This window comes from Mycobacterium sp. BMJ-28 (assembly GCF_054404835.1).
The window spans coordinates 1713527-1728988 of sequence record NZ_CM136783.1 but is presented as its reverse complement, the minus strand read 5'-3'; the positions used below and the strand labels follow the sequence as shown (position 1 = coordinate 1728988).

The following is a 15462-nucleotide window of genomic DNA, read 5'->3' as shown; positions in this document are numbered from 1 at the left end:
CGTCACATAACCATGCCGCCGTCGACCGGCAGCACCTGCCCGGTGATGTAGGAGGCGGCGTCGGAGGCCAGGAAGACGAACGCGCCGGCCACCTCTTCGGCGTCTGCCCAGCGCTTGAGCGGGATGCGGTTCATCATGTTGGCCGCGAATTTCTCGTTGGTGCGGATGGTCTCGGTCATCGGTGTGGCCGCCAGCGGAGCCAGCGCGTTGACCATGATGTTCTTGGTGGCGAGCTCACGGGCCAGCGATTTCGTCATGCCGATGATGCCGGCCTTGGCGGCCGAGTAGTTGACCTGGCCCAGGGTGCCGGTGATGCCCGCCGAGGAGGTCACGTTGATGACCCGGCCGGTCCCGTCGGTGGGAATGTGCGGCAAGGCCGCCTGGGTGACGTGGAACGTGCCCATGACGTGGATGTCGAAGGTCAGCCGGAACGTCTCATCGGTCAGTTTGGCGAACATGGCCGGGGAGGTGACGCCGGCGTTGTTGACCACGATGTGCAGGCTGCCCGCGCCGAGGCCGGCCGCACGCTCGGCGGCGGCGACGGCGGCGTCTCGGTCACTGACGTCCAACGGCGCGCTGTCGGCCTTGCCGCCGGCCAGATTGATCCGCTCGGCCACGGCGGCGGCCGCGTCCCCGCTGGTATCGGTGACCAGCACCGCCGCACCCGCGGCCGCCAGTGCCTCGGACACCCCGGCGCCGATACCGGCCCCGGCACCGGTCACCAGCGCCGAACGGCCGGTCAGATCGAAGTAGGTCCTCATCAGATTCCGCTCTCTCCGCGAGATTGTCGTTGGTGCGACAAAGTTCGAGTGCGCCCCGCGTCAACTGCAATCTGGTGGCGGGGCGCGTGGGTCAGTAGCTCTTGGGCAGGCCCAGCACGTTCGCGCCGAGGAAGTTCAGGATCATCTCCTGGCTGACCGGCGCGATCTTCATCAGACGCGACTCCCGGAAGAACCGGGAGATGTTGTATTCCTCGGAATAGCCCATCCCGCCGTGGGTCTGCAGGGCGCGGTCCGCCGCATCGAACCCGGCGTCGGCGCACAGGTACTTGGCCATGTTCGCTTCCCGGCCACACGACTGTCCGTTGTCGTAGAGCCAAGTGGCCTTGCGCAGGATCAGCTCGGCGGCATCGAGGCGCGCCAGCGAGTCGGCCAGCGGGAACTGGATGCCCTGGTTCATCCCGATCGGGCGGTCGAACACCACCCGCTCGTTGGCATATTTGACCGCGCGGTCCAGCGCCACCCGGCCGATCCCCAGTGCTTCGGCGGCGATCAACATCCGCTCCGGGTTGAGTCCGTGCAGGATGTAGGAGAAGCCCTTGCCCTCTTCGCCGATACGGTCCTGCACGGGGATGCGCAGATCGTCGATGAACAGCTCGTTGGAGCTGACGGCGTTGCGGCCCATCTTCTTGATCGGCCGGATGTCGACATGCGCGCGATCCAGATCGGTGAGGAACAACGTGAGCCCCTCGGTGGGCTTGCCTCCCCTCTTCCCGACGTCATCGCGGCTCTCGGTACGGGTCAGCAGCAGGATCTTTTCCGATTCCAGCGCCTTGGAAATCCACACCTTGCGGCCGTTCACCACGTAGTGGTCGCCGTCGCGCTTGGCGAACGTGGTGATCCGCGAAGTGTCCAGTCCCGCACCGGGTTCGGTGACGCCGAAGCAGACGTGCAGGTCCCCGTTGACGATTCGCGGCAGCGTCGCGGCCTTCATCTCCTCGGACCCGAACACCACCACCGGTTGCATGCCGAAGATCGACATGTGGATGGAGCTGGCGGCGTTCATCCCGCCACCGGAGCGGGCCACCTCCTCGGCCAGGATGGTCGCCTCGGTGATGCCCAGGCCATGACCGCCGTATTCCTCCGGAATCGTCATACCGAGCCAGCCGCCCGCGGCGATGGCGTCGTAGAACTCGGTCGGGAATTCGTGGGCCTGGTCTTTTTCCATCCAGTAGTGGTCGTCGAACCTGGATGCCAGTTCGGCCACCGACTTGCGGATCAGCTGCTGATCCTCGGTCAGCTCGAAGTTCATTCCGCCGGACACTGTTCACTCCTTGAGTCGCATGCTGGCGCACCGGCGCGGGGGACGCCGGTGCCCGGGTACCGCTGTCTGGTCAGTCTTTGACGCCGGTCACCGCGCGGGCGTTGGCGGTGAAGTCGGCGACGCTGGATCCCGAACGTTCCTTGTGATGGCTCAGCGCCTGGATCGACACGTCGTGGCCCCGCGCCTGTTCCCGCAACGCGCCGACGGTGGCCTGCTCGCGCGGGATGTGGGTGAACGGCTCGAAGTGGTACAGGCGCATCGCGTTCTCGTGGGTGATCTTGTTGATCTCGTCATCGGGTACGTCATAGGTGTCGAACACCGCGCCCAGTTCCTCGGGAGCGCCTGGCCACATCGAGTCCGAATGCGGGTAGTCCATCTCCCAGCAGATGTTGTCGACGCCGATCATGTGCCGGTTCTTCACCCCGACCGGATCGGAGATGAAGCAGGTCATGAAGTGCTCGCGGAAGACCTCGGAAGGCAGCTTGCCGCCGAAGTCCTGGTGGGTCCAGGTGGAGTGCATCTCGTAGGTGCGGTCCACCCGGTCCAGGAAATACGGGATCCAGCCGGTGCCGCCCTCGCTCAGCGCGATCTTCAGGTCGGGGTAGGCCTTGATCGGCGCGGACCACAGCAGGTCCGCCGCCGCCTGCACGATGTTCATCGGCTGCAGGGTGATCATCACGTCCATCGGCGCATCCGGCGCGGTGATGGCCAATCGGCCGGAGGACCCGATGTGCACGTTCATCACGGTTTCGGTGTCCACCAGCGCATCCCACAGCGGCTTCCAGTACTCCAAGTCGTGGAAGCTGGGATAGCCCAGGGCCGACGGGTTTTCGGTGAAGGTCAGCGAATGGACGCCCTTCTCGGAAACGCGGCGGATCTCCTGGGCGCAGAGCACGGGGTCCCAGATCGCCGGGATGGCCATCGGAATGAACCGGCCCGGGTGCGAACCGCACCACTCGTCGATATGCCAGTCGTTGTAGGCCTGCACCAGTGCCAGCGAGAACTCGGCGTCCTCGGTGGCGAAAAGCCTTGCCGCGAAACCGGGGAACGACGGGAAGTTCATGGTCGCCAGCACACCGCCGGCGTTCATGTCCTTGACCCGCTCGGCGGCGTCGTAGCAGCCCTTGCGGATCTCATCGAGGCCTTGTGGCTCCAGGCCGTACTCCTCTTTGGGCCGGCCGGCCACCGCGTTGAGGGCCACATTGGGGATGACCGTGTCGCGGAACTGCCACGTGTCCGATCCGTCCGGGTTGTGCACCAGTCGCGGCGCCTCGTCCACGTACTTGGCCGGCAGGTGGTTCTTGAACATCTCCGGCGGTTCGATGATGTGGTCGTCAACGCTGATCAGAATCATGTCGTCGTGGTGCATAGCTGTCCCTTCGCCGATCGATCAGGCTCGCCGAGCTGGTTCTCCATCAATGCAAACTAACTTCTCACAGTACGAGAATCAACGTCCGGCGATGGTCGTCAGGCCGCTGACCGCGCTTTTCGCCCGAGGCCGGGCGCCCCGCCCGAGTGGCGCCGATGACGTCGACATCGACCCTACGGCCAAAGACTGGAAATCTGTTAGTCAGATATGAGAATATGATTCTCGTAGCGGAGAAGGCGAGGCCAAAACCATCGTGGAACCGGCTCTCGACACCGTCGCACCAACACAGGAGAGGTATCACCGTGGCGTTTTTCCCCAAACCGGCCGCCGGGAGCTGGACCGAGAACTGGCCGGAACTCGGCACGGCGCCGGTCGACTACACCGACTCGATCGATCCGGAGCACTGGAAACTGGAGCAGCAGGCCATCTTCCGCAAGACCTGGCTGCATGTCGGCCGCGTCGAGCTGCTGCCCAAGACCGGTAGTTACTTCACCCGGGAGATGCCGTCGGTCGGCCCCGGCACATCGATCATCATCAACAAGGACAAGGACGGCACCATCCGAGCGTTCTACAACTTGTGCCGCCACCGCGGTAACAAGCTGGTCTGGAACGACTACCCGGGCGAAGAGGTGTCCGGTTCCTGCCGCCAGTTCACCTGCAAGTACCACGCCTGGCGCTACGCGCTGAACGGCGACCTGACCTTCATCCAGCAGGAGCAGGAGTTCTTCGACGTCGACAAGGCCGACTACCCGCTCAAGTCGGTGCGTTGCGAGGTGTGGGAAGGGTTCATCTTCGTCAACTTCGACGACGACGCCGAACCGCTGGTCGACTACCTCGGCGACTTCGGCGAGGGCCTCAAGGGCTATCCGTTCCACGAGATGACCGAGCATTACAGCTACCGCTCGGAGATCAATGCCAACTGGAAGCTGTTCATCGACGCGTTCACGGAGTTCTACCACGCGCCGATCCTGCACATGAAGCAGGCGGAGAAGGAGGAGGCCGAGAAGCTGGCCAAGTTCGGCTTCGAGGCGCTGGCCTACGACATCAAGGGCGACCATTCCATGGTGTCGTCATGGGGCGGGATGTCCCCGCCCAAGGACCTCAACATGGTCAAGCCGATCGAACAGATCCTGCACAGCGGCCTGTTCGGTCCGTGGGACCGGCCCGACATCGACGGCATTCTGCCCGACGAGCTGCCGCCGGCCATCAACCCCGGCCGCAACAAGACTTGGGGCACTGACTCTTTCGAGTTCTTCCCGAACTGGACCTTGCTGTTCTGGGCGCCGGGCTGGTACCTGACGTACAACTACTGGCCGACCGCGGTGGACAAACACATCTTCGAGGCCGACCTGTATTTCGTGCCGCCCAAGAATCTGCGCGAACGCCTCTCGCAGGAGCTGGCCGCGGTGACGTTCAAGGAGTACGCGTTCCAGGACGCCAACACCTTGGAGGCCACCCAGACACAGATCGGCACCCGCGCCGTCACCGAGTTCCCGTTGTGCGACCAGGAAATCCTGCTTCGCCACCTGCACATGACCGCGCACCAGTACGTTGACAGGTACAAGGCGAGCCTCGAAGCGAAGGCAGCCAACGGATCAGCGAACGGCGCGGCAACCACGAAGACCGAGAAGGAATCAGCGAATGTCTAAGTTGCCCGAAGAATTCGCCGACCTGGAGCGGTTCAGCGACTGGTGCCTGGCCACCGAGGAGGAGCGCTACGCCAAGCGGCTGAGCTCGACGATGGACGAGATGCAGGAGCTGTACGACGCGGGGATGAAGCGCCTCGAGGACATCATGGTCTACGTCGACGCGCGCTTCCCGCTCGCGGGAATGCCGGACGACGCCAAAGCCCTGGTGCACCTGGGACAGTCGATCGTGATGGTGAGCTTTCCGATCGAGGTGTGGAAGCAGCCACGCGTGCTCGACAGCGGCGCGGCCTATATCAAGCTGATCAAGGAGCCGGTGGTTTAGACGTGTTGACCCTCAAAGCTGCGGGTCTTCTCGACGTCGATGCCGGGGCGATCATTCGCCCCGGCATCGTTCGTGTCGACGGAGACCGGATCGTCGGCATCGGAGAAGGACCCGAAGGCGAGAGCTCCGATGTCATAGACCTCGGCGACGCCATCCTGCTGCCGGGCCTGATGGACATGGAAGTCAACCTGCTCATGGGTGGTCGCGGGGAGAACCCGGGCCTGTCGCAGGTGCAGGACGATCCGCCCACCCGGGTATTGCGTGCGGTCGGCAATGCCCGGCGGACCCTGCGGGCCGGGTTCACCACGGTGCGCAACCTCGGACTGTTCGTCAAAACCGGCGGCTATCTGCTCGATGTCGCGCTGGGAAAGGCCATCGACGCCGGCTGGATCGAGGGTCCACGCATCGTCCCTGCCGGACATGCCATCACCCCGACCGGCGGGCACCTTGACCCCACCATGTTCGCCGCGTTCATGCCGGGCGCACTCGAACTGACGGTGGAAGAGGGCATCGCCAACGGGGTCGACGAGGTCCGTAAGGCGGTCCGCTACCAGATCAAGCACGGCGCTCAACTGATCAAGGTGTGTGTGTCCGGTGGCGTGATGTCACTGACCGGTGAAGCTGGGGCACAACACTATTCGGACGAGGAGCTGCGCGCGATCGTCGACGAGGCGCATCGCCGCGGATTGCGGGTGGCCGCTCACACGCACGGCGCCGAGGCCGTCAAGCACGCCGTCGCGTGCGGCATCGACTGCATCGAGCACGGTTTCCTGATGGACGACGAAGCCATCCAGGCGCTCGTCGACAACGACCGGTTCCTGGTCACCACCCGCAGGCTGGCCCAGGCCATGGATGTCTCACACGCCCCGAAGGTATTGCAGGACAAGGCAGCCGAGATGTTCCCCAAGGCCGAGACGTCACTCAAGGCCGCGTATGAAGCCGGGGTCAAGATCGCCGTCGGCACCGACGCACCGGCCATCCCGCACGGCAAGAACGCAGACGAACTGGTCACCCTGGTCGAGTGGGGCATGCCACCGGCCGCGGTGCTGCGGTCGGCCACCACGATCGCCGCCGACCTGATCAACGCCACCGACCGGGGACGACTGGCCGAAGGGCTCCTCGCCGACATCATCGCCGTCCCCGGTGACCCGCTGCAGGACATCACCGTTACACGGGCGGTTACATTTGTAATGAAGGGGGGTAAGGTCTACCGCAATGACTACGCCAAGCAGAACTGATGACCTGATCGATATCCAGCAGGTACTGGCCAAGTATGCGGTCACCATCACCCAGGGTGACATCGAGGGCCTGGTATCGGTGTTCACTCCCGACGGCACCTACAGCGCCTTCGGTGAAACCTATGCCCTGGAACGCTTTCCGGTGCTCGTCGATGCCGCCCCCAAGGGCCTGTTCATGACGGGCACCGCCCTGATCGAGTTCGACGACGACCCGCGCAGCTCGGCGACGGGCACCCAGCCGCTGTGCTTCATCGAGCACTCGGCGCACGACATGCGGATCGGCTACTACCGCGACACCTACCTGCGCACCGACGCCGGCTGGCGGATCAAGACCCGGGCGATGACCTTCATCCGGCGCAGCGGCGCCCACGACCACGGCAAGCCGCACGCCATCGGACGGCCATCAGCGTGACCGAGATCGATCTCCACGACCCCACCAGCTTCCGCGCCGCGCTGCAGGCCTGGCTCGCCGAGAACGACCTCACCCCACCCGAGGACCATTCACTGGAAGGCCACATCCGCCAGTTCGCACGCGTGCAGAAAGCGCTTCACGGCGCGGGCTGGAGCCGCTACGGCTGGCCCGAGCACGCCGGAGGCCTGGGCGGCCCGGCGGTGTTGCGCGCCATCGTCGGTGAGGAAGTGGTCGGCCGACGGCTGGCCGAACCGGGTCCGTACTCGATGCTCGAGGTGCTGGCGCCGACCATGATTGACTACGCACCGGATGCGCTGGCGGCCGAGATGGTGCCGAAACTACTTTCCGGCGAAGAACAATGGTGCCAGGGATTCTCCGAACCCGGGTCGGGCAGCGATCTGGCTTCGCTGACCACCAAGGCCGAGCAGCGGGGCGACAAGTGGGTGATCAACGGGCAGAAGGTGTGGACAAGTTTCGCCCAGTATTCGCACCGGTGCATCCTGCTCACCCGCACCGGCGACGGCACATCTGAATCCGCGTCGCCTCATGCCGGCATCACCGCGTTCTTCGTCGACACCGACTCCCCCGGAATCACCATCCGCCCGCTCAAGACCATGCACGGCGTCGATGAGTTCTGCGAGGTCTACTTCGACAACGTCGAGGTGGACGCGAGCCGAATGCTCGGCAAGCCTGGTGACGGCTGGCAACTGGCGATGGATCTGCTCCCCTACGAACGTTCGACGTGTTTCTGGCAACGCATCGCCTATCTCTATTCGCGGTTCGACGCCCTGATCGATGAGGTCAAACGGGACGGCCAGGTGGTGGACACCGATATGGGTGAGGCGTATCTGGCGTTGCACACCCTGCGTTGCCGGTCCAGGGCCACCCAGCAGCGACTGGCCGCCGGCCACAAGCTGGGCGCGGATACCTCGATCGACAAGGTGCTGCTGGCCAGTGCCGAACAGCGGCTCTACGACACCGCGCGCGATCTGTTGCCCGGTGCCATCGAACTCGACGACACCCCATGGCGCACCGAATACCTGTATTCGCGGGCGGCCACCATCTACGGCGGCACCGCCGAAGTGCAGCGCAACATCATCGCCCGTCGCCTGCTCGATCTCGGTAAGGAGTGAAGATGTCCGCTCACCTCGATACCGAGTCGCTGACGCTTCTGGAAGACACCCTGCGCAAGACGATGCTCGCCACGTCGGGCCCCGCGCTGGACGCCGCACTCACCGAACTCGGGTGGGCCGAGATGCTGACCGACATCCCGGAACTGGCGGTGCCGCTGGTGTTCCGTCTACTCGGCGAAACCGGCTCGCACGCTTCGGTTCTGGTCGATGTCGTGCTGCACGCAACCGGCAACACCATCGGGGACACCGTGGAGCTGCCGTTGCCCTACACCGGCAACACCTGGGTGGTGTGGGATCGCATTTCAGCGGAGACCACCGAACCCACCCTCGGCGGGCTGCCGCTGCGCCGCGAGGAGGAGGGCTATCCGATCCGGGTGGCCGAGGCCCGCATCGCGGTGGCCTGGTGGCTGGTCGGTTCGGCCAGGGCGATGCTGTCGCTGGCCCGTCAACACGCGCTGGACCGGGTGCAGTTCGGCAAGCCGATCGCGTCGTTCCAGGCCGTCCGGCACCGGCTGGCCGAGACACTGGTCGCGATCGAAGGCGCCGAGGCCACGCTGAATCTGCCCGGTGCCGACAATCCCGACCTCACCGCGCTGCTGGCCAAGGCCGCCGCGGGCAAGGCCGCGCTGACGGCGGCCAGGCATTGCCAGCAGGTGCTGGGTGGGATCGGCTTCACCGAGGAGCACGACCTCGCGCACCATGTGAAACGGGTGCTGGTGCTCGACGGGTTGTTGGGCAGTGCGCGGGAGTTGACCAAGAAGGCCGGGGCCGGACTGCGCGCCCGCGGCTCTGCTCCGCGGCTCGCGCACCTGTAGCCGTTTCGCCCGACGTGCGCCCGGACGGAAAGGCGCTTTCCCCGTAGGCCTTCTTAAAATGCGAAAATGAGAATAATATTCTCATCATGAGAAAGCTAGAATCTCCGACACGAGCGTCAGGAGGGGGGCGAGCACCGCGATGCCCAGGCGTTCTCCGGTACAGTCCACTCATGTTCTCCCCATTCGGCAAGCGATTGAGCAGCCGGTGACCACGGCAAGCGAAGAGCCTGCCTGGAAGCAGCGCGCGGTCGAACGGTCCATCAAGACCGCCAAGCTCCGCGCCGGTCAGCGCGTGCAGCGTTTTCTCGACGCCGCGCAGTCGATCATCATCGAAAAGGGCAGCACCGACTTCACCGTGCAAGAGGTCGTCGACCGGTCGCGCCAGTCGCTGCGCAGCTTCTACCTGCAGTTCGACGGCAAGCACGAGCTGCTGCTGGCCCTCTTCGAGGACGCCCTGAGCCGTTCGGCCGACCAGATCCGGGCCGCCACCTCCGGCCAGGGCGATCCGATCGATCGACTGAAGGTCGCCATCGAGTTGCTGTTCGAGTCTTCCCGCCCCGACCCCACCGCCAAGCGTCCGCTGTTCACCGACTTCGCGCCGCGCCTGCTGGTATCGCATCCGTCCGAGGTCAAGGTGGCCCACGCGCCCCTGCTGGCCCTGCTCACCGAGCTGATGGAGGAGGCCTCCGAAGCAGGCAAGCTGCGCGCGGAGGTCAACCCACGCCGGATGGCCGCCATGACCATGCAGACCGTGATGTTCGTCGCACAGTCCAGCGGCAGCGACGACGCCACCAACAAGCCGATCTCCGCCCAGGAAGTCTGGGACTTCGTCGCGCACGGTTTCGCCGCCCGACCCTGAGAATTCCATTCTCGTTGGGATAGAGCGCCACTTACACTGGCGTGGTGTCAAAGCAGCAGCCCAATGTGCGCGTCGCGCAGTGGGCCACCGGGACCATCGGGCTGCGCGCCCTGCGTGCCGTCATCGAACATCCACAGCTGACGCTGGCCGGCGTGCATGTGAACTCGGCGGCCAAGGTCGGCAGAGACGCCGGTGAGCTGTGCGGGCTCGGCCCCGCCGGCGTCACCACCACCGACGACATCGGGGCGATCATCGCGGCACGGCCGAACTGCGTGCTCTACATGCCCCCGGCGCTGAACGTCGACGAGGTCTGCACGCTGCTGGCCGCCGGCATCAACGTCGTCACCACGGCCGGCGCCTTCCATCACCCGCCGAGCATGGACCCGGCCATTCGGGAGCGCGTCGAACACGCCTGCGCCGCGGGCCACACCAGCGTGCACAGCACCGGCAGCAGTCCCGGGTTCATCACCGAAGCACTTCCGCTGGTCATCTCGTCTCTGCAACGCCGACTGACCACCCTCGCCATCGACGAATACGCCGATCTCTCCCGCCGCGATTCCCCGCAGCTGCTGTTCGACGTGATGGGGTTCGGCAAGCCGATGGGCCCTTTCGATCAGTTCCGCGCGGACTACTTGAAGGCAAGCTTCGGGCCGTCGCTGCGCCTGGTGGCCGACGCAGTGGGCCTGCCCCTCGACGAGGTCACCGCCGCAGGCGAATTCGCCGCCGCTCACACCGACGTGGTCATCGCCGCGGGCACGTTGGCCGCCGGCAGCGTCGCTGCACAGCGCATCACCATCACCGGGGTCCGGGCCGGCCGGCTGCTCCTGCAGTTCCGGGCCAACTGGTACTGCACGACGGAGCTGGACGCAGACTGGCCCCTCGGCGCGACCGGATGGCACATCTCCGCCGCCGGTGATGCGCCGCTGGAGATCGACTTGCGGATGCCCGTACCGCTGGAGCGGATGGCCGAGGTCTCACCTGCCTACACCGCCAACCGTGCGGTCAATGCGGTGCCGTATGTCTGCGCGGCCCAACCCGGGATCCGGTCCACCCTCGACCTTCCGCAAATCCTCGCCAGACTCTGAAGAGAAGAGCATTCTTCTAAGCAGAGAGGTTAATTATCCAGAATTGATTCTGTCATTGACATGGGTAGACCTGCGGTGACAGAGTGCTGAGCAAGTGCACAAAGAGTGCTTTGCGGAAACGAGCACAGAATCGAGGACCAGATGGCTGGGCGGGTAGAGGGCAAGGTCGCATTCGTCACCGGAGCCGCACGCGGACAGGGCCGCAGCCATGCCGTGCGGCTGGCCGAAGAGGGCGCCGACATCATCGCGATCGACATCGCCGGCCCGATCCGGCCCGGTGTGGAGACGGCCATCCCGGCCTCCACCCCCGACGATCTCGCCGAGACCGCCAATCTGGTCAAAGGACTCAACCGGCGCATCGTGACCGCCGAGGTCGACGTCCGCGATGCCGCCGCCGTGAAGGCCGCCGTCGACAGCGGCGTCGAACAGCTGGGCCGGCTCGACATCGTCGTTGCCAATGCCGGCATCGGCAACGGTGGTGACGTTCTGCACGAGACCAGCGAGCTGGACTGGGACGAGATGATCGACATCAACCTGTCCGGTGTGTGGAAGTCGGTGAAAGCCGCTGTGCCGCACATCATTGCCGGCGGCCGCGGCGGGTCCATCATTCTCACCAGTTCGGTGGGTGGCCTGAAGGCTTATCCACATTGCGGTAACTACGTCGCCGCCAAGCACGGCGTCGTCGGTCTGATGCGCGGCTTCGCCGTCGAACTTGGCCAGCACAACATCAGGGCCAACTCGGTGCATCCCACCCATGTGAGCACCCAGATGCTGCACAACGAAGGCACCTTCAAGATGTTCCGGCCCGATCTGGAGAATCCGGGCCCCGACGACATGGCGCCGATCTGCCAGCTGTTCCACACACTGCCGATCCCGTGGGTGGACGCCATCGACATCAGCAATGCCGTGCTGTTCCTGGCCTCCGACGAAGCCCGTTACGTCACCGGCGTCACGTTGCCGGTGGACGCCGGTAGCTGCCTGAAGTAGGACGATGTCCGACACCGTCCTTGTCACGGGGGCGTTCGGCCTGGTCGGTTCGGCCACGGTCCGGGCATTGGCAGCCGAGGGTCGCCGGGTGGTGGCCACCGATCTCGGGACCGACGCGAATCAGGCCAAGGCTCAAGCACTTCCCATCGGCGTGGAAACGCACTGGGCCGACCTGACCACGCCTGCGGACGTCCAGCGGCTCGTCGCCGACGTCGCCCCCGAAGCGATCATCCACCTCGCGGCGGTGATCGTCCCGCCGATCTACCGCAATCGCGCACCGGCCCGAAAGGTCAATGTCGACGCCACCAAGACCCTGGTGGATGCTGCCGCCGCAGCGCCGAATCCACCGCGGTTCGTTCAAGCGTCCAGCAATGCGGTCTACGGCTCCCGTAATCCGCACCGCAACCCTGATCCGGTCACCGCGGACACCCCGCCCCGGCCGACCGAGCTGTACGGCGGACACAAGCTGGAATCCGAGGCCTACGTCCGTGCTTCGGCCCTGGATTGGGTGGTGCTGCGACTCGGCGGGGTGATGAGCACCGACCTGTTCGCCATGCCCTTGGGTCTGGAGGCCCTGTACTTCGAGAGCGCGCTGCCGGTCGACAACCGCATCCACATGGTGGACGTGCGCGATGTGGCAAGCGCTTTCGCCGCCGCCACCGTGGCCGATGCGGTAGGTGAGATCCTGCTGATCGCCGGCGACGACACGCACCGGATGCGCCAGGGCGATGTCGGCGCGTCGCTCGCCGCGGCGCGCGGCCTGCCCGGTGTGCTACCGCCCGGTCGGCCCGGGAATCCCGACAGCGACGACGACTGGTTCATCACCGACTGGATGGACACCGCCAGGGCCCAGGAGGTGCTGAAGTTCCAGCATCACTCCTGGCCCGCCATGCTCGATGAGATCCGCTCCGAGACCGGATGGAAACGCCATCCGGCCCGGCTGATCGCGCCGCTGGCCCGTGCGTTCGTCAAACGCCAAGGTGCCTACCGCAACTCGCCGGGTGTCTATGCCGAGCCGTGGCGGGTGCTCAGTTCACGGCTGGGCGACACCGCGCTGGACACCGCCGCGCCGTGACGCACTGCGCGACCCGTATGCTGAACATCTGCCAGACAACCGATTCGGTGCGCTGAGGGACCGGATCGGATAGCTCAGCGCGCCGCCTTGCGCCGGCCACCCTTACCGGGTTCGGTGCCGATCACGCCGTCCTCGGTCAGCGTCGCGATCTCCTCGTCGGACAGTCCCAGCCCGCTCAGCACCGCATGGTTGTGTTCACCGAGCAGCGGTGCCGGCGCACGGTGGAACGCCGCGGGCCCGTTGGCCAGCCTGACCGGCAGGGTGCTGTGCGGCGCGGCGATGTTCACCGGGTGCCCGACATGTTCGAAGAACCGACGATGCCGCAGCTGAGCCAACTCGGTCTGGCGGTGCGGCTGCATCACCTTGGCCACCGGAACGCCGGCCGTCCACAATGATTCGACGATCTGGTCACCGGTGCGGCCTCGGCACCACGCGGCCAGATGCTCGTCGAGCAGATCGTGGGCGGCACGGCGCCCGTCGGCGCTGGACAGCGCGGGGTCGGCCGACCACTCCGGATGGCCGAGGGCGGCACGCAGCGCGTCCCACTGGGCGTCGGTCTGCACGGCGATCGCCACCCAGCTGTCGTCCCGGCCGAACTCGTCCAATTCCGCGCTCTGATAGAGGTTCTGCGGCGCGGCGGCGGGCCCGCGATTGCCGTCACGCTGCAGCAGCGCCCCGTACGCGGAGTGTTCGATGACCTGTTCGGCGGCGATGTTGAGCGCGGCATCCACCATCGCCGCTTCGACCAGCACCGCCTGCCCCGTCGTGCGCCGGTGTTCCAGCGCCAACATCACCGCGTTGAGCGCATGCACCCCGGCGTTGGGGTCACCGACCGAATAAGGCTCGAACGGTGTGCGGTCCGGGTAACCGGTCAACCAGCTCAGCCCGGAGGCGTCCTCGATGATGTAGGCGAACGCCGGGTTGTCCCGCCACGGACCGTCCAGCCCGAAGCCCGGCATCCGGACCATGATGATGTCCTCGCGCAGCGCCCGTACCGAGTCGAAGTCCAGCCCCAGCTGGTCGATGACCCGCGGGGTGAAGTTCTCGACCACCACATCGCTCTCGGCGATCAACCGGCGCAGCACCTGCACGCCCGCCTCGGTCTGGAAGTCCACCGTGACGCTCTTCTTGTTGGTGTTCAGCGCGCTGAAGATCGGTGAACGTTCCCACCACTGCCCCACCGTCGCCGGGATCCCCGCGATCAGTCGGGTGCCGTCCGGCCGCGATGTCGATTCCAGATGGATGACGTCGGCGCCCAGCATGCCCAGTGCATGCGTGCACGACGGGCCGGCCCAGAACGTGGTCATGTCCAGTACCCGCAGCCCGCTGAACGGCAGCCGGTCCCGGCCCGGCGGCCCGATGGGTGCGGGTCGGGGCTCCAGCGCGGCCGACCGCAACGCCAGGGTGTGCTCCCCCAAACGTGGTGCGGGAGACGGCGCGCGCAGGGCCGCGCCGGTGAACCGGTACGGGTGTGCGGGCTGGACGAAGTCGCCCGACGGGTTGCGCACGAACGCCCCCCGTTGCACGAAGTGATCCATCTCGGTGACGTTGCCGCCATTGCCGACGGGTGAATTGGGGATCCGGAAGGCAGACGCCAGATCTCGGACGTCGTCCACGTTCTGCTCGCGCAGCCATGCGTACAGTTCGCCGGCGTGCAGAGTGGCCTGCTCGGTGATGGTGAGCTGCGTCGTCTCGTCGATCCAGTCGTCGTGACCGGACATCGCACACAGATCCCACCACTGTTGGGCGGTGCCGCAGCCCAGTGCCACCAAGCCGTCGGCGGCCTGCGCCACGCCGGGCACGGTGGGACGCCGTTCGGTACGCCACGGCCGGCCGAGCGTCTCGAAAAAGGTAACCGGATAGTAAGTGAGGCAGAGGATCTGGGCTTCCAACATGGACAGGTCGATGAGCTCGCCGTGCCCGTCACGCAGTGCGCGCGCCCGGAACGCCAGTGTCATCGCGGCCGCGTAGGCACCGGCCAGCCAATCCCCCACCTGCCCGCCGATCGTCACCGGGGCCCGGTCCTGGGTGCCCCGGCCGATTCCGATCGCCCCGCCGGACCAGGCCTGCAAGGTGAACTCGGTGGCCGGCCGGTCACTCCACGGCCCGTCCAGACCGAACGGGGTGATGGCGGTGACGATCAAGTGCGGATGGCGCCGGAACAGTTCGGCCGGGGATACCGACTGCGCCACAGCCGATTCCGGTGACCACACCACCGCATCCGCCGAGGCCACCAGCCGTTCCAACAAATCGGGATCGGCGAACACGCTGCGCTTGCCGCCGGCCAGAAAGCCGAACAGCGCGCCCCCGGCACCGGCCGAAGCCGACCAGGCGCGCAACGGATCACCCTCGGGTGACTCCACTTTGACGACATCGGCGCCGCCGTCTGCGAGCAGCTTGGTGCAGTATCCGCCGGCAATCCCGCTGGACAGGTCGACGACGGTGTAACCGGTCAGTGGTGGGTTCATGGTTCCG

14 protein-coding genes are annotated in these 15462 nt (G+C 66.0%); 10 read left to right on the top strand and 4 right to left on the bottom strand.

The window, feature by feature from the left end:
- Positions 1-2: 2 nt before the first annotated feature.
- The 3 genes from ACXPWS_RS08595 to ACXPWS_RS08585 form a co-directional block, all read right to left on the bottom strand.
- Positions 3-761 (bottom strand): SDR family NAD(P)-dependent oxidoreductase, encoded by a 759-nt coding sequence (locus ACXPWS_RS08595; RefSeq protein WP_458712039.1) that lies wholly within the window; start codon positions 759-761, stop codon positions 3-5.
- A 91-nt stretch (positions 762-852) separates the two neighbouring features.
- Positions 853-2031 (bottom strand): acyl-CoA dehydrogenase family protein, encoded by a 1179-nt coding sequence (locus tag ACXPWS_RS08590; protein ID WP_458713460.1) that lies wholly within the window; start codon positions 2029-2031, stop codon positions 853-855.
- A gap of 82 nt (positions 2032-2113) precedes the next feature.
- Positions 2114-3412, bottom strand: a complete 1299-nt coding sequence (locus tag ACXPWS_RS08585) for an amidohydrolase family protein (protein WP_458712038.1) — start codon at positions 3410-3412, stop codon at positions 2114-2116.
- A gap of 302 nt (positions 3413-3714) precedes the next feature.
- Between ACXPWS_RS08585 and ACXPWS_RS08580 the strand changes: the two genes are divergently transcribed.
- The 10 genes from ACXPWS_RS08580 to ACXPWS_RS08535 all read left to right on the top strand — a co-directional run bounded on the left by ACXPWS_RS08580 (position 3715) and on the right by ACXPWS_RS08535 (position 12987).
- Positions 3715-5061: an aromatic ring-hydroxylating oxygenase subunit alpha gene (locus tag ACXPWS_RS08580; RefSeq protein WP_458712037.1), complete on the top strand. Its 1347-nt coding sequence runs from the start codon at positions 3715-3717 to the stop codon at positions 5059-5061.
- Positions 5054-5383, top strand: a complete 330-nt coding sequence (locus tag ACXPWS_RS08575; protein WP_458712036.1) for a hypothetical protein — start codon at positions 5054-5056, stop codon at positions 5381-5383. Before ACXPWS_RS08580 ends, ACXPWS_RS08575 begins: the two co-directional genes overlap by 8 nt.
- A gap of 2 nt (positions 5384-5385) precedes the next feature.
- Positions 5386-6621 (top strand): metal-dependent hydrolase family protein, encoded by a 1236-nt coding sequence (locus ACXPWS_RS08570; protein WP_458712035.1) that lies wholly within the window; start codon positions 5386-5388, stop codon positions 6619-6621.
- On the top strand, positions 6599-7033 hold the full coding sequence (locus tag ACXPWS_RS08565; RefSeq protein ID WP_458712034.1) for a nuclear transport factor 2 family protein: 435 nt from the start codon (positions 6599-6601) through the stop codon (positions 7031-7033). The genes ACXPWS_RS08570 and ACXPWS_RS08565 overlap by 23 nt, the downstream gene beginning before the upstream one ends.
- Positions 7030-8166 carry an acyl-CoA dehydrogenase family protein gene (locus tag ACXPWS_RS08560; protein WP_458712033.1) on the top strand — a complete coding sequence of 379 codons (1137 nt, stop codon included), beginning with the start codon at positions 7030-7032 and terminating at the stop codon, positions 8164-8166. Before ACXPWS_RS08565 ends, ACXPWS_RS08560 begins: the two co-directional genes overlap by 4 nt.
- 2 nt (positions 8167-8168) lie before the next feature.
- The gene (locus tag ACXPWS_RS08555; protein ID WP_458712032.1) at positions 8169-8981 is read left to right on the top strand and encodes an acyl-CoA dehydrogenase family protein; all 813 of its coding nucleotides are present in this window, start codon (positions 8169-8171) and stop codon (positions 8979-8981) included.
- Between the two features lie 139 nt (positions 8982-9120).
- Positions 9121-9840, top strand: a complete 720-nt coding sequence (locus ACXPWS_RS08550; protein WP_458712031.1) for a TetR/AcrR family transcriptional regulator — start codon at positions 9121-9123, stop codon at positions 9838-9840.
- 44 nt (positions 9841-9884) lie between these two features.
- Positions 9885-10925, top strand: coding sequence for an NAD(P)H-dependent amine dehydrogenase family protein (locus tag ACXPWS_RS08545; RefSeq protein ID WP_458712030.1), 1041 nt, complete (start codon positions 9885-9887; stop codon positions 10923-10925).
- Positions 10926-11066: 141 nt separating this feature from the next.
- Positions 11067-11912: a mycofactocin-coupled SDR family oxidoreductase gene (locus ACXPWS_RS08540; RefSeq protein ID WP_458712029.1), complete on the top strand. Its 846-nt coding sequence runs from the start codon at positions 11067-11069 to the stop codon at positions 11910-11912.
- Between the two features lie 4 nt (positions 11913-11916).
- Positions 11917-12987 carry an NAD-dependent epimerase/dehydratase family protein gene (locus ACXPWS_RS08535; protein WP_458712028.1) on the top strand — a complete coding sequence of 357 codons (1071 nt, stop codon included), beginning with the start codon at positions 11917-11919 and terminating at the stop codon, positions 12985-12987.
- Between the two features lie 74 nt (positions 12988-13061).
- Here the strand turns inward: ACXPWS_RS08535 and ACXPWS_RS08530 are convergent, their stop codons facing one another.
- Complete coding sequence (locus tag ACXPWS_RS08530; protein WP_458712027.1) at positions 13062-15455, bottom strand: CaiB/BaiF CoA transferase family protein; 2394 nt, start codon at positions 15453-15455, stop codon at positions 13062-13064.
- Positions 15456-15462: the final 7 nt, after the last annotated feature.

Bases quoted from the DNA above. Each gene is read 5' to 3' on its own strand.
- ACXPWS_RS08590 (WP_458713460.1), bottom strand. From the start codon at position 2,031: ATGAACTTCGAGCTGACCGAGGATCAGCAGCTGATCCGCAAGTCGGTG.
- ACXPWS_RS08575 (WP_458712036.1), top strand. From the start codon at position 5,054: ATGTCTAAGTTGCCCGAAGAATTCGCCGACCTGGAGCGGTTCAGCGAC.
- ACXPWS_RS08595 (WP_458712039.1), bottom strand. From the start codon at position 761: ATGAGGACCTACTTCGATCTGACCGGCCGTTCGGCGCTGGTGACCGGT.
- ACXPWS_RS08565 (WP_458712034.1), top strand. From the start codon at position 6,599: ATGACTACGCCAAGCAGAACTGATGACCTGATCGATATCCAGCAGGTA.
- ACXPWS_RS08550 (WP_458712031.1), top strand. From the start codon at position 9,121: ATGCCCAGGCGTTCTCCGGTACAGTCCACTCATGTTCTCCCCATTCGG.
- ACXPWS_RS08535 (WP_458712028.1), top strand. From the start codon at position 11,917: ATGTCCGACACCGTCCTTGTCACGGGGGCGTTCGGCCTGGTCGGTTCG.
- ACXPWS_RS08585 (WP_458712038.1), bottom strand. From the start codon at position 3,412: ATGCACCACGACGACATGATTCTGATCAGCGTTGACGACCACATCATC.
- ACXPWS_RS08555 (WP_458712032.1), top strand. From the start codon at position 8,169: ATGTCCGCTCACCTCGATACCGAGTCGCTGACGCTTCTGGAAGACACC.
- ACXPWS_RS08530 (WP_458712027.1), bottom strand. From the start codon at position 15,455: ATGAACCCACCACTGACCGGTTACACCGTCGTCGACCTGTCCAGCGGG.
- ACXPWS_RS08540 (WP_458712029.1), top strand. From the start codon at position 11,067: ATGGCTGGGCGGGTAGAGGGCAAGGTCGCATTCGTCACCGGAGCCGCA.